The sequence below is a fragment of the Streptomyces sp. NPDC096046 genome (assembly GCF_040303285.1).
Classification (GTDB): Bacteria; Actinomycetota; Actinomycetes; order Streptomycetales; family Streptomycetaceae; genus Streptomyces.
Genome location: NZ_JBEOSZ010000003.1, coordinates 139,689 through 152,294, shown reverse-complemented (window position 1 = coordinate 152,294; position 12,606 = coordinate 139,689). Strand labels below are relative to the sequence as shown.

14 protein-coding genes and 5 tRNA genes are annotated in these 12,606 nt (G+C 69.6%); 16 read left to right on the top strand and 3 right to left on the bottom strand.

All coding sequences use genetic code 11. The features are described from left to right. Positions 1-574: 574 nt before the first annotated feature. The 10 genes from ABTX62_RS04520 to ABTX62_RS04475 all read left to right on the top strand — a co-directional run bounded on the left by ABTX62_RS04520 (position 575) and on the right by ABTX62_RS04475 (position 5,262). On the top strand, positions 575-766 hold the full coding sequence (locus ABTX62_RS04520; protein ID WP_283970199.1) for a hypothetical protein: 192 nt from the start codon (positions 575-577) through the stop codon (positions 764-766). Positions 767-937: 171 nt separating this feature from the next. Further along, complete coding sequence (locus ABTX62_RS04515) at positions 938-1,714, top strand: fumarylacetoacetate hydrolase family protein (protein ID WP_283970200.1); 777 nt, start codon at positions 938-940, stop codon at positions 1,712-1,714. Then, positions 1,707-3,230: a glutamate--tRNA ligase gene (gene gltX / locus ABTX62_RS04510; RefSeq protein ID WP_352114777.1), complete on the top strand. Its 1,524-nt coding sequence runs from the start codon at positions 1,707-1,709 to the stop codon at positions 3,228-3,230. The genes ABTX62_RS04515 and gltX overlap by 8 nt, the downstream gene beginning before the upstream one ends. Positions 3,231-3,704: 474 nt before the next feature. Further along, positions 3,705-3,941: a hypothetical protein gene (locus ABTX62_RS04505; protein WP_352114776.1), complete on the top strand. Its 237-nt coding sequence runs from the start codon at positions 3,705-3,707 to the stop codon at positions 3,939-3,941. 29 nt (positions 3,942-3,970) lie between these two features. Next, positions 3,971-4,702 (top strand): HAD family hydrolase, encoded by a 732-nt coding sequence (locus ABTX62_RS04500; RefSeq protein ID WP_352114775.1) that lies wholly within the window; start codon positions 3,971-3,973, stop codon positions 4,700-4,702. Between the two features lie 88 nt (positions 4,703-4,790). Further along, positions 4,791-4,862: transfer RNA gene (locus tag ABTX62_RS04495), tRNA-Gln, on the top strand. 21 nt (positions 4,863-4,883) lie between these two features. Then, positions 4,884-4,956: transfer RNA gene (locus tag ABTX62_RS04490), tRNA-Glu, on the top strand. Between the two features lie 40 nt (positions 4,957-4,996). After that, a tRNA-Glu gene (locus tag ABTX62_RS04485) sits at positions 4,997-5,069 on the top strand. Positions 5,070-5,089: 20 nt separating this feature from the next. Then, positions 5,090-5,161: transfer RNA gene (locus ABTX62_RS04480), tRNA-Gln, on the top strand. A gap of 28 nt (positions 5,162-5,189) precedes the next feature. Further along, positions 5,190-5,262 (top strand) — tRNA-Glu (locus tag ABTX62_RS04475). A 192-nt stretch (positions 5,263-5,454) separates the two neighbouring features. Here ABTX62_RS04475 and ndgR read toward each other — a convergent pair. Further along, positions 5,455-6,171, bottom strand: coding sequence for an IclR family transcriptional regulator NdgR (ndgR, locus tag ABTX62_RS04470; protein WP_184988622.1), 717 nt, complete (start codon positions 6,169-6,171; stop codon positions 5,455-5,457). Positions 6,172-6,366: 195 nt separating this feature from the next. Between ndgR and leuC the strand changes: the two genes are divergently transcribed. From leuC to ABTX62_RS04450, 4 genes are all read left to right on the top strand, one after another. Further along, positions 6,367-7,797: a 3-isopropylmalate dehydratase large subunit gene (leuC, locus tag ABTX62_RS04465; protein WP_352114774.1), complete on the top strand. Its 1,431-nt coding sequence runs from the start codon at positions 6,367-6,369 to the stop codon at positions 7,795-7,797. A gap of 6 nt (positions 7,798-7,803) precedes the next feature. Next, positions 7,804-8,397 (top strand): 3-isopropylmalate dehydratase small subunit, encoded by a 594-nt coding sequence (gene leuD / locus ABTX62_RS04460; RefSeq protein WP_352114773.1) that lies wholly within the window; start codon positions 7,804-7,806, stop codon positions 8,395-8,397. 276 nt (positions 8,398-8,673) lie between these two features. After that, on the top strand, positions 8,674-8,904 hold the full coding sequence (locus ABTX62_RS04455; RefSeq protein ID WP_030851947.1) for an SCO5555 family protein: 231 nt from the start codon (positions 8,674-8,676) through the stop codon (positions 8,902-8,904). Positions 8,905-9,040: 136 nt separating this feature from the next. After that, complete coding sequence (locus ABTX62_RS04450) at positions 9,041-9,682, top strand: HU family DNA-binding protein (protein ID WP_352114772.1); 642 nt, start codon at positions 9,041-9,043, stop codon at positions 9,680-9,682. Positions 9,683-9,753: 71 nt separating this feature from the next. Here ABTX62_RS04450 and ABTX62_RS04445 read toward each other — a convergent pair whose 3' ends face one another. Continuing rightward, positions 9,754-9,957 carry a hypothetical protein gene (locus tag ABTX62_RS04445; protein WP_352114771.1) on the bottom strand — a complete coding sequence of 68 codons (204 nt, stop codon included), beginning with the start codon at positions 9,955-9,957 and terminating at the stop codon, positions 9,754-9,756. A gap of 9 nt (positions 9,958-9,966) precedes the next feature. Continuing rightward, positions 9,967-10,605, bottom strand: coding sequence for a 2-phospho-L-lactate guanylyltransferase (gene cofC, locus ABTX62_RS04440; RefSeq protein WP_352114770.1), 639 nt, complete (start codon positions 10,603-10,605; stop codon positions 9,967-9,969). Between the two features lie 157 nt (positions 10,606-10,762). Between cofC and ABTX62_RS04435 the strand changes: the two genes are divergently transcribed. Continuing rightward, positions 10,763-11,554, top strand: coding sequence for a lysophospholipid acyltransferase family protein (locus ABTX62_RS04435; RefSeq protein WP_352114769.1), 792 nt, complete (start codon positions 10,763-10,765; stop codon positions 11,552-11,554). After that, positions 11,551-12,561 (top strand): NAD(P)H-dependent glycerol-3-phosphate dehydrogenase, encoded by a 1,011-nt coding sequence (locus tag ABTX62_RS04430; protein WP_352114768.1) that lies wholly within the window; start codon positions 11,551-11,553, stop codon positions 12,559-12,561. The genes ABTX62_RS04435 and ABTX62_RS04430 overlap by 4 nt, the downstream gene beginning before the upstream one ends. Positions 12,562-12,606: the final 45 nt, after the last annotated feature.

The window sequence follows — 12,606 nt, the reverse complement described above, 5'->3', positions numbered from 1 at the left end:
CCCGTCGCCTGAACGGCGGGGCACGGTGTCGGCGTTCTGGGGACGCCCTGAAAACGCCCCCGTGGTGGTCGTGAGTGACCGGCGCTGGTTCCCCCTTCTCACCGCCGCTCGGCGCGTCTGTGCGCCCCCTGTGCGCCGGTTCGATCCAGCGGCGGTCCGTGAGATTCCAGCACAGCACAGGATCTCCAACAAGGCCCGTAGACCGAGCCGTGACTTAGGTGACACCACGTGAGTGCCGGATCACCTGACGTAGAAAGCGAGTTCACCCATTTCGGGCGTAAACCCGCGAGTCGCCGAGTCCGGTCAGGTGTCCCAGTCGCCATGATCAGGAGCGGAATGAGGGCTTCAGTGAGTCAATGTCCGTTTCGTTGGGGTGGAGCCCGAGTCCGGATTGACCGATTCGCCCTGTCATTCGTGAGGAAACTCACATGCCGATCGTGGCCTCCGGGCGACTGGGCCGGGGAATCGCATGTTTAGCCTGACGCTTTACAGCGATGGCACAACCGACAACCCGCGCCCGCACCGGGGGCTCACACCCCTCTGGCGCCCGTCACAGGACAGGGTCAAGTAAACAGTGAAGACGACGACGATGTTCCACAAGATCGCCAACCCGCGGCGCACGACGCTGGCGCACCTGCAGGACGCCGACGAACTGCGGACGCCGGAGCAGCCGGAGCACCCCGTCGACCTCCCGGCCCAGACCGCCAACCCCAAGCGCACCGTCCTCATGGAGATCCCCGTCGCGGCCGCCGCTGCCGCGGAATGACACCAGGTAGTACGCGGGCCGGCCGCCGGATGCTCACGGTGGCGGGACACGGATTTCGAAGGGGCGCCCCCGCGACGGGGCGCCCCTTCACCATGCGCGGGGCGGGGGACCTCCCCGCGTTAGCCTGGACCGTCAGACTCCAGCCGCTTCAGTCAAGGGGCCAAGCATCCCGTGCGCATCGCCAGATTCTCCATCGACGGGAACGTCGCCTTCGGTGCCATCGAGGGCGACAAGCAGGACGAACTCGTCCTGGACATCATCAAGGGCATCCCGTTCGCGGACTTCGAGCTCTCCGGCACGAAGGTGCCGGTGAGCAAGGTCAGGCTGCTGCCGCCGGTGCTCCCCAACAAGGTCGTGGCCTTCGGCCGCAACTACGGCGAGCACGCGCGCGAGCTGGGCCACGAGGTCCCCGACGCCCCCTTCGCCTTCTTCAAGCCGTCCACCTCGGTGATCGGCCCCGGCGACGAGATCCAGTACCCCTCCTTCTCCGAGGAGGTGCACCACGAGGCCGAGCTGGCCGTCGTCATCGGCCGGATGTGCCGCGAGGTCCCGCGCGAGCGCGTCAAGGATGTGATCTTCGGGTACACCTGCGCCAACGACATCACCGCCCGCGACGTGCAGAGGCGCGAGAAGCAGTGGGCCCGGGCCAAGGGCTTCGACAGCTCCTGCCCGCTCGGCCCCTGGGTGGAGACGGACCTGGACGCGAGCGACCTCACCATCCAGCTCACGGTCAACGGCCAGCAGCGTCAGCTGGGCCGCACCAGCGAGATGATCCACTCGATCGAGGATCTGATCGTCAACATTACCGAGGCCATGACGCTGCTCCCCGGCGACGTGATCCTCACGGGCACCCCCGCTGGGGTCGGCCCCCTGAACGTCGGCGACGAGGTCGCCGTCACCATCGAAGGCATCGGCACTCTCACCAACAAGGTTGTCAAGCGTGGCTAGCGCACCCGGCTCTCCCTCCCCCAAGTCCTCGACTCCGCTCGGACAGGGGGTACCCCCACGCGTCCGCTTCTGCCCGTCGCCCACCGGCAACCCCCATGTGGGCCTGGTCCGCACCGCCCTGTTCAACTGGGCGTTCGCCAAGCACCACCAGGGCACCCTGGTCTTCCGCATCGAGGACACCGACGCGGCCCGCGACTCCGAGGAGTCGTACACCCAGCTGCTCGACTCGATGCGCTGGCTGGGCTTCGACTGGGACGAGGGCCCCGAGGTCGGCGGCCCGCACGCGCCGTACCGCCAGTCGCAGCGCATGGACCTCTACAAGGACGTCGCGGCCAAGCTGCTCGACGCCGGCCACGCCTACCGCTGCTACTGCTCCCAGGAGGAGCTGGACACCCGCCGCGAGGCCGCCCGCGCCGCCGGCAAGCCCTCCGGCTACGACGGCCACTGCCGTGAGCTGACCGCCGCGCAGGTCGACGAGTACCAGGCCCAGGGCCGCGAGCCGATCGTCCGCTTCCGGATGCCCGACGAGACGATCACCTTCACCGACCTGGTCCGCGGCGAGCTGACCTTCACCCCGGAGAACGTCCCGGACTACGGCATCGTCCGCGCCAACGGCGCCCCGCTGTACACGCTGGTCAACCCGGTCGACGACGCCCTGATGGAGATCACCCACGTCCTGCGCGGCGAGGACCTGCTCTCCTCCACCCCGCGCCAGATCGCCCTGTACAAGGCGCTGATCGAGCTGGGCATCGCCAAGGAGATCCCCTCGTTCGGCCACCTGCCGTACGTGATGGGCGAAGGCAACAAGAAGCTCTCCAAGCGCGACCCGCAGTCCTCCCTCAACCTCTACCGGGAGCGCGGCTTCCTCCCCGAGGGCCTGCTCAACTACCTCTCGCTGCTCGGCTGGTCCCTCTCGGCCGACCGGGACGTCTTCTCGATCGACGAGATGATCGCGGCGTTCGAGATCTCCGACGTGAACCCCAACCCGGCCCGCTTCGACCTGAAGAAGTGCGAGGCCATCAACGGCGACCACATCCGCCTGCTGGACGTGAAGGACTTCACGGAGCGCTGCCGTCCCTGGCTCCGGGCGCCCTTCGCCCCCTGGGCGCCGGAGGCCTTCGACGAGGCGAAGTGGCAGGCCATCGCCCCGCACGCGCAGACCCGCCTCAAGGTGCTCTCCGAGATCACCGACAACGTCGACTTCCTGTTCCTTCCGGAGCCGGTGGAGGACGAGGCCAGCTGGACGAAGGCGATGAAGGAGGGCTCGGACGCCCTGCTGAGCACGGCCCGCGAGAAGCTGGAGGCCGCCGACTGGACCTCCGCCGAGTCGCTCAAGGAGGCCGTCCTGGCCGCCGGCGAGGCCCACGGCCTCAAGCTCGGCAAGGCCCAGGCCCCCGTCCGCGTCGCCGTCACCGGCCGCACGGTCGGTCTGCCGCTGTTCGAGTCCCTGGAGGTCCTGGGCAAGGACACCACCCTGGCCCGGATCGACGCGGCGCTGGCCAAGCTGGCCGCGTAACGCGACACACCCGCACGGTGAGGGCGGCGTCCGGTTGGGGCGCCGCCCTCACCGGGTCCGCACAGCCGTCACCGGGAGTCACCCTTACGGTCAACTCCCTTGCCCACGGGGGGCGTTGGCCGCCAGGGCGCGCACGGTGCCCGTGTGCGCCCTGGCACAGAGGGGAGGGTGTGATCCGTTCCCGAAGACTCGTCCCCGCGGCCGTCGGCGGGGCGGTGGTCCTGTCCCGCGCCCTGCCGCCCGAGCCCGCGCCCGCGCGGGCGGCGCCCCGGGCCGACGGGCCGGCCGGCACGGTGCGGCTCGTCACCGAGCGACGCATGACCGTCGACTGCCCGTGGGCCGGCGCGTCCGGTTTCCGCAGTACGGCGAGGTGTCGATCGTCCCCAGCGGCGTCCCCCACCGCGCCCCCGGCGCAGACGGAGGCCCGGATCCCCTCGCCGTCCGTGATCGGCGAGGCGCCCCCCCGGGCCACCGGTGTGGCAGCTCGACAAGCCCGTCACCTGGACCCTGCCCCTCTCCAACGCCTCCGGCGAAGTCGTCCGCACACTGACCGGGACTTCCACGGGCGCCGCCGTACGTGCCGCCCGGGACGGCCCCACCGACAGCGGACGAGGCGCCACGGGCGGCCCCTGTACCCGGACGTTCAGTGCCCACCCCCGCGACGGCCGGGACCCCGATCTCGCCCTCTTCGGCGGCATGACCCCGGGCTGAGAGAACGTCGCGGTGGGTACGGTCGGAGTATGAGCATCCATGCCGTGGTCTGGGACGTCGACGACACCCTCTTCGACTACACCACCGCCGACCGCCTCGGCATGCGCGCCCACCTCACCGCCGAGGGCCTGCTCCACCGCTACGACAGCGTCGAGCAGGCCATCGACCGCTGGCGGGAGGCCACCCACCTCCAGTGGGCCCGCTTCTCGGCCGGCGAGGCCACCTTCGAGGACCAGCGGCGCGAACGGGTACGGGTCTTCCTGGACCGGGACCTCACCGACGCCGAGGCCGACGCGTGGTTCCAGCGGTACATCACCCACTACGAGGCGGTCTGGGCCCTCTTCCCGGACGTCCTGCCCGTCCTCGACGCCCTCTCCGCCACCCACCGGCACGCCGTGCTGTCCAACTCCAGCCTCCACGTCCAGGACCGCAAGCTGCGCGCCCTCGGCGTCCACGACCGTTTCGAGACCATCTTGTGCGCGGCCGAGCTCGGCATCTCCAAGCCCGAGGCCGGGGCGTTCCTCGCGGCCTGTGAATTCCTCGGTCTGCCGCCGCACCAGGTCGCCTACGTCGGCGACCACCCGGAGATCGACGGGAGGGGTGCCGCCGACGCCGGACTGCTGTCGGTGTGGATCGACCGCGGCGGCCTGTACGCCACGATCGACCCGCCCGTCGGGCCGCACCGCATCGCCACGCTGGCCGAACTGCCGTCCCTGCTCGGCTCGGATACTCGTTTTGGAGCCCCGTCCACCTTCGGGTAATGTTCTTCCTGCGCCGCGGGAAGCGGGCCGGAAGGCCGGAGTCCGAGGCGCACAGCTAGAACACAACCCCCCGGGGCTTGCGTTCCAGTGGCCTATGGTGTAATTGGCAGCACGACTGATTCTGGTTCAGTTAGTCTTGGTTCGAGTCCAGGTAGGCCAGCTCGCAGAGCTCATCTGCATCGCCCCCGTTGTGTAGCGGCCTAGCACGCTGCCCTCTCAAGGCAGTAGCGCCGGTTCGAATCCGGTCGGGGGTACTGGTTCCAAGTGATCGACGATCATCTCGGGACCGCTAGGGCCCCCGTTGTGTAGCGGCCTAGCACGCCGCCCTCTCAAGGCGGTAGCGCCGGTTCGAATCCGGTCGGGGGTACTGACTGGTCTATACCACATTGGTCTATGGTGTAATTGGCAGCACGACTGATTCTGGTTCAGTTAGTCTTGGTTCGAGTCCAGGTAGACCAGCTCGGACCTGCGGAAACGCAGTGTCCAGGCCCCCGTTGTGTAGCGGCCTAGCACGCCGCCCTCTCAAGGCGGTAGCGCCGGTTCGAATCCGGTCGGGGGTACACATCACATGAGGCCCCTCACTTCGGTGAGGGGCCTCATGTGTGCTTGCCCCCTTTTCGGGGGCGCGGGGAACTGCGCGAGCAACCACTACCGGCCCGCACGCGACGATCAAACCGTCCGTGCCATGGCGGGTGGTCGGGAAAGGCCTGCCGCGGCGTTGAGGCCGGCCTCCCCCGATACGCTCCATCGGTTCAGCCGGTGCGCCGAAGTGCCTCGGAGAGGCGCCCCGCCGCATCGATCACGGCCTGCGCGTGCATCCGGCCGGGATGCCGCGTCAGCCGCTCGATCGGCCCGGACACCGACACCGCCGCCACCACACGGTTCGACGGCCCCCGCACCGGCGCCGAGACGGACGCGACGCCCGGCTCCCGCTCACCGATCGACTGGGCCCAGCCCCGCCGCCGCACACCCGACAGCGCCGTCGCCGTGAAGCGCGCCCCCTGCAGGCCGCGGTGCAGCCGCTCCGGCTCCTCCCAGGCCAGCAGGATCTGCGCCGAGGAACCGGCCTTCATCGTGAGCGTCGAACCGACCGGGACCGTGTCCCGCAGTCCGGACAGGCGCTCCGCCGCGGCGACGCAGATGCGCATGTCGCCCTGGCGGCGATAGAGCTGTGCGCTCTCGCCCGTGATGTCACGAAGATGCGTGAGCACCGGGCCGGCGGTGGCGAGGAGACGGTCCTCACCCGCGGCCGCGGCCAGCTCTGCCAGCCGAGGGCCGAGAATGAAACGGCCCTGCATGTCGCGCGCCACCATGCGGTGGTGTTCCAGGGCCACGGCCAGGCGGTGGGCCGTGGGTCGAGCCAGTCCGGTGGCACCGACCAGACCCGCGAGGGTGGCCGGACCGGACTCCAGAGCGCTCAGGACGAGGGCCGCCTTGTCCAGAACGCCGACGCCGCTACTGTTGTCCATGAAACGATACTTGCGTCTCACTCTGTGAAACGCAAGTTCAAATTTCCGTGGAACGCGCCACCCTGGAATCACGAAGTCACAACGGCCCGTGACGTAAGGGCCTGGTGGTGTGTGCCCGGAGTCAGGGGTACGGGCACCGCCTCCTCAAGATCTCTAGTTGGGTCGGCGGATCGTCGCCGTCCGGAGGGAAAAGCGATGGGTAGGACACTCGCGGAGAAAGTCTGGGACGACCATGTCGTCCGGCGCGCGGAGGGCGAGCCCGACCTTCTCTTCATCGATCTGCACCTGCTGCACGAGGTGACCAGCCCGCAGGCCTTCGACGGCCTGCGCAAGAGCGGCCGCACGGTCCGGCGCCTCGACCTCACCATCGCGACCGAGGACCACAACACCCCCACCCTCGACATCGACAAGCCGATCGCGGACCCGGTCTCCCGGATCCAGCTGGAGACGCTGCGCAAGAACGCCGCCGACTTCGGTGTGCGCCTGCACCCGCTGGGCGACGTCGAGCAGGGCGTCGTGCACGTCGTGGGTCCGCAGCTGGGCCTGACCCAGCCCGGCACCACCGTCGTCTGCGGCGACTCGCACACCTCCACGCACGGCGCCTTCGGCGCGCTGGCGTTCGGCATCGGCACCTCCCAGGTGGAGCACGTGCTGGCCACCCAGACGCTGCCGATGTCCCGTCCCAAGACCATGGCGATCACGGTCGACGGCGAACTGCCCGACGGCGTCACCGCCAAGGACCTGATCCTGGCGATCATCGCGAAGATCGGCACCGGCGGCGGCCAGGGCTACGTCCTGGAGTACCGCGGCGAGGCCATCGAGAAGCTCTCGATGGAAGCCCGCATGACCATCTGCAACATGTCGATCGAGGCCGGCGCCCGCGCGGGCATGATCGCCCCGGACGAGACCACGTTCGCGTACCTCAAGGGCCGCCCGCACGCCCCCGAGGGCGAGGACTGGGACGCGGCCGTCGCGTACTGGAAGACGCTCAGGACGGACGACGACGCCGAGTTCGACGCCGAGGTCGTCATCGACGCCGCCGCGCTGTCGCCGTTCGTCACCTGGGGCACCAACCCCGGGCAGGGCGCACCGCTTTCGGCGTCCGTCCCCGATCCTGCTTCGTACGAAGACGCATCGGAGCGCTACGCCGCCGAAAAGGCCCTGGAGTACATGGGGTTGGAGGCCGGGCAGCCGCTGCGCTCCATCAAGGTGGACACCGTCTTCGTAGGCTCGTGCACCAACGGCCGCATCGAGGACCTGCGCGCCGCCGCCGAGCTGCTGAAGGACCGCAAAGTCGCCGACGGCGTACGGATGCTGGTCGTCCCGGGCTCCGCGCGGGTCGGTCTGCAGGCCGTCTCCGAGGGGCTGGACGTCGTCTTCAAGGAGGCCGGCGCCGAGTGGCGGCACGCGGGCTGCTCGATGTGCCTGGGCATGAACCCCGACCAGCTGGCCCCGGGCGAGCGCTCCGCGTCCACCTCCAACCGCAACTTCGAGGGCCGGCAGGGCAAGGGCGGCCGGACGCACCTGGTGTCGCCGCAGGTCGCGGCCGCCACGGCCGTCCTCGGCCACCTGGCCTCCCCGGCCGACCTGTCCGACGCCGAGACCCGTACGCCCGCTGGAGTCTGATCAGTCATGGAAGCCTTCACCACCCACACCGGCCGGGCCGTCCCGCTGCGCCGCAGCAACGTCGACACCGACCAGATCATCCCCGCCCACTGGCTCAAGAAGGTCACGCGCGACGGGTTCGAGGACGGGCTGTTCGAGGCCTGGCGCAAGGACACGTCGTTCGTGCTCAACCAGCCCGAGCGGCAGGGCGCGACGGTGCTGGTCGCAGGCCCCGACTTCGGCACCGGCTCCTCCCGTGAGCACGCCGTCTGGGCGCTGCAGAACTACGGCTTCAAGGCCGTGATCTCCTCCCGCTTCGCCGACATCTTCCGCGGCAACTCGCTCAAGAACGGCCTGCTCACGGTGGTTCTGGAGCAGAAGATCGTGGACTCGTTGTGGGAGCTCACCGAGCAGGACCCGCAGACCGAGATCACCGTCGACCTGGAGAGCTGCGAGGTGCGCGCCGAAGGCATCACCGCCTCCTTCGAGCTCGACGAGAACTCCCGCTGGCGGCTGCTGAACGGCCTCGACGACATCTCGATCACCCTGCGGAACGAGGCGGACATCTCGGCGTACGAGGCGAAGCGCCCGGCGTTCAAGCCGCGGACGCTCCCGGTCTGACCCCAGGCACGCTTCGCCGCCGAGAACAAGGCGACTTTCGGCCACCGCGACATCTCCTCTGTACCCCCGATCAGCCCGATCGGGGGTACAGCCGCGTCTGCACCCGAACGGCCCTGTCCACCCCCTGTTCGGCTGCCAACTTCCCACGTTAAGCCGGTGGTTGCCGGGGTACGTGAGTGGTACAGCCGTGACTTCCACGTGTGCCGGAAAGGCCGTCCGAGGCGGCAGTTGTCCCCTGCGCAGGCGACAACTCGCCCCAGATGGCACAATCTGTGCATGGAACACGACGGCCAACTCGAGCTCTATGCGGCGGTCGCGGACCAACTCAAGGAAGCGCACACAAGGGTGCGCGCACTGCAAGTCCCGGAGGGCGTACGGATGGCGCTGACCCGGAAGCTGCTGGTCATTACGGCCGCGGCCAAGCACGATCTCGCCGACGCGGCAAGGCGGCTGGAGCGGTTCACCGCGGACCTCGACGAGGGACGTCTCCCCGACGAGGAACGCTGAACCCGCCGACACCGTCGAGTTCGTTGCGGCACAAGGGTGATAAGCCCGTTTCGTGTTTGATTTGCGGTATATATCTGCCTAACGTGCGAAAAAGCTTGAACACTTTCGTTCTGGCGATGTCTCCGAAGGGGAAGACGTGAACAAGGCGCAGCTCGTAGAAGCGATTGCCGACAAGATGGGCGGCCGTCAGCAGGCTGCCGACGCTGTCGACCATGTCCTGGACGCCATCGTCCGCGCGGTCGTCTCGGGTGAGCGGGTTTCGGTCACCGGCTTCGGTTCGTTCGAGAAAGTCGACCGTCCGGCGCGGTACGCCCGTAATCCCCAGACGGGCGAGCGGGTTCGGGTCAAGAAGACCTCCGTTCCGCGCTTCCGTGCCGGTCAGGGCTTCAAGGACCTGGTCAGCGGGTCGAAGAAGCTGCCGCGCGGTGGCGAGGTCTCCGTCAAGAAGGCGCCCAAGGGCAGCCTGACCGGCGGTGCCGGCGCGACGGTCAAGAAGGCCGCCGCGAAGAAGGCCACGAAGTCGGCCGCCGCGAAGAAGACCACCGCCAAGAAGACGACGGCCAAGAAGACCACCGCTACGAAGTCGGCGGCCGCGAAGAAGAGCACCGCGAAGCAGGCGCCCGCCAAGAAGACCACGGCGGCGTCCAAGACCACCGCCGCGAAGAAGACCACCGCGAAGAAGGCCCCGGCGAAGAAGGCCACGGCCACCAAGGCGCCCGCCAAGAAGTCGACGGCGCGCAAGACCACCGCCAAGAAGACCACCGCCCGCAAGAAGTAAGGGCGCTGGGGTACTCACGCGCCGGGCCGGACTCCGCATGGAGTCCGGCCCGCGGCGTGTTCAGGAAGTGGTCAGAGGGTCTGCAGGGTCACCAGTGTGATCCGCGGGGCGTCTTTCGCGCCCTCCACCTCGATACGGACCCGCTGGCCCGGGCGCAGCAGCCGCAGGCCCCCCGCGTCGAACGCGGCCGCGTCGAAGGGCACCGGGGTGCCGTCGTCCAGGAGCACCTGCCCGCTGCGGCTTTCGGAGTCGTACGTGTACGCGGTCGCCTGCATGGCGGCAGCCTACTGCCCGGGTATCAGCAACCGCGCGGCGGCCGCGGCCGTATGGGGGCCGACCCCCAGGGCCAGCGCGCTGCGCAGGTCGGCGCCGGTGTCCACGTCCTGGCGTACGGAGTCCACCGCGGTGAGGGGCAGTTCCACGGCCCCGGAGGCGCGGTGCCGGGCCCGGGAATCCGCACCGAAGGCCGGGCGCAACGCACAGTCCGGGGCGGCGGTCAGCAACGTCGTGCCGATTCCGGCCGCGTCCGGAAGAAATGCGCGCGGGAATTCGGCGGCGGTCCCGAGAACCCGGGACAATTCCGCGGGACGCAGCGCCGGCAGGTCGGCGTTCAGCGCGGCCACCGCGCCGGACGGGCGGACGGACCGTACGGACCGCGCCGCGTGTGCGAGAGCGGCGTTGAGGCCACCGCCCGGCTCGTCGGGAATGATCGCGGCGCCCAGTGCGGCCAGCTCACGGCCCGCCCGGGAGTCGTCCGTGACGACTGCCACATCCCGCACCGCGGGACAGGCCAGCGCGGCCGCCACCGTGTCCTGGGCGAAGGCCAGCGCCAGGTCCGGCCGCAGCCCGTCGTCCGCGGTGTCCGCGAGCCTGCTCTTGGCCTGGGCCAGGGGCTTCAGGGGTACGACCAGGGTCCACTGCACGGATGTTCCGTCCTCTTCTTGTCGCGGTCATTGTCACCCGGGGCATCGGGCGGGCGGCGTGCCGGGCGTACGGTGTTCTCGACAGACCGGCGGCCTGGGGCGACACTTGTGCGGCCCCCCGTGGCCCCGGCTTCAGGCCCTAGAGGAAGGTGTCCGCGTGCCCCGCCGCAGAATCGGCTTCTGGTACCGCTTCGCCGCGGTGATCTGTAAACCGCCGCTGGTGGTTCTGCTCAAGCGGGACTGGCGCGGAATGGAGCACATTCCGGCTGAGGGTGGATTTATCACCGCGGTGAACCACAATTCGCACATCGACCCCTTCGCTTACGCGCATTTTCAGTACAACACCGGGCGCGTCCCGCGATTCCTCGCGAAGAGCGCTCTTTTCAAAAAGGGATTCGTCGGAGCCGCGATGCGCGGCACCGGGCAGATCCCCGTCTACCGCGAGAGCACGGACGCGCTGAGCGCCTTCCGGGCCGCGATCGAGGCCGTGCACCGCGGGGAATGTGTCGCCTTCTATCCCGAGGGCACCCTCACCCGCGACCCGGACGGCTGGCCCATGACCGGCAAGACCGGCGCCGCGCGCGTGGCCCTGCAGACCAGATGCCCGGTGATCCCGGTGGCACAGTGGGGCTGCAACGAACTGCTGCCGCCGTACGCGAAGAAGCCGCATCTGCTGCCGCGCAAGACGCACCGCGTGCTCGCCGGGCCGCCGGTCGACCTCGCCCGGTTCTACGACCGCGAGATGACCGCCGACCTGCTGAAGGAGGCCACGGATGTCATCATGGCCGCCGTCACCGCCCAGCTGGAGCTGATCCGCGGTGAGAAGGCGCCGGAGACGCCGTACGACCCGCGCCGGGAGCGGATCGAGCAGCGGCGCCGCACCCAGGCGCAGACGAAGACGCACCGGAAGTCCGGGCAGACCGTGCAGGAAGAGGGGCTGGGCAAGTGAGCAAACCGGTCAAGGCGGCGGTCCTGAGCGCCGGTTCGTGGGGTACGGCCTTCGGCATGGTGCTCGCCGACGCGGGGTGCGAGGTCACCCTGTGGGCGCGCCGCCCGGAGGTCGTGGAGGCGATCAACTCCACGCGGACCAATCCCGACTACTTCCCGGGTGTCGAGCTCCCGGAGAACGTACGAGCCACCACCGATCCCGCCGAGGCCGCCGCGGGCGCCGACTTCACGGTCCTGTCGGTCCCCTCGCAGACCCTGCGCGACAACCTCGCCGAGTGGAGCCCGCTGCTGGCCCCCGACACGGTCCTCGTGTCGCTGATGAAGGGCGTCGAACTCGGCTCCGCGATGCGGATGAGCGAGGTCGTCGACGACGTCGCCAAGGTCGGCCCGGACCGCATCGCCGTGGTCACCGGACCCAACCTGGCCCGGGAGATCGCCGCGCGGATGCCGGCCGCGGCCGTGGTCGCCTGCACCGACGAGGCCGTCGCCCGGCGACTCCAGGCCGCCTGCCACACGCCCTACTTCCGCCCCTACACCAACACCGACGTGGTGGGGTGCGAACTGGGCGGAGCCGTGAAGAACGTCATCGGCCTCGCCGTCGGCATCGCGGACGGCATGGGCCTCGGGGACAACGCCAAGGGCTCCCTCATCACCCGCGGCCTCGCGGAGACCACCCGGCTCGGCATGGCGCTCGGCGCCGACCCGCTGACCTTCTCCGGACTCGCGGGCCTGGGGGACCTGGTGGCCACCTGCTCCTCGCCGCTGTCGCGCAACCACACCTTCGGCACCAACCTCGGCAAGGGCATGACCCTGCAGGAGACCATCGCCGTCACCAAGCAGACCGCCGAGGGCGTCAAGTCCTGCGAGTCGGTGCTGGATCTGGCCCGGCGGCACGGCGTCGACATGCCCATCACGGATACGGTCGTCGGCATCGTGCACGAGGGCAAGCCACCGGTGGTGGCTCTCAAGGAGCTGATGTCGCGCAGCGCGAAGCCCGAACGACGCTGAGCGACGCGAGGCCGCACGCGCTGACTCGCGGCCCTACCAACGGGT

Excerpts from the sequence above, each read along its gene's own strand:
- ndgR (WP_184988622.1), bottom strand. The coding sequence starts at position 6,171 with ATGGACAACAGTAGCGGCGTCGGCGTTCTGGACAAGGCGGCCCTCGTC.
- leuD (WP_352114773.1), top strand. The coding sequence starts at position 7,804 with ATGGAAGCCTTCACCACCCACACCGGCCGGGCCGTCCCGCTGCGCCGC.
- ABTX62_RS04445 (WP_352114771.1), bottom strand. The coding sequence starts at position 9,957 with ATGCAGGCGACCGCGTACACGTACGACTCCGAAAGCCGCAGCGGGCAG.
- ABTX62_RS04455 (WP_030851947.1), top strand. The coding sequence starts at position 8,674 with ATGGAACACGACGGCCAACTCGAGCTCTATGCGGCGGTCGCGGACCAA.
- leuC (WP_352114774.1), top strand. The coding sequence starts at position 6,367 with ATGGGTAGGACACTCGCGGAGAAAGTCTGGGACGACCATGTCGTCCGG.
- ABTX62_RS04500 (WP_352114775.1), top strand. The coding sequence starts at position 3,971 with ATGAGCATCCATGCCGTGGTCTGGGACGTCGACGACACCCTCTTCGAC.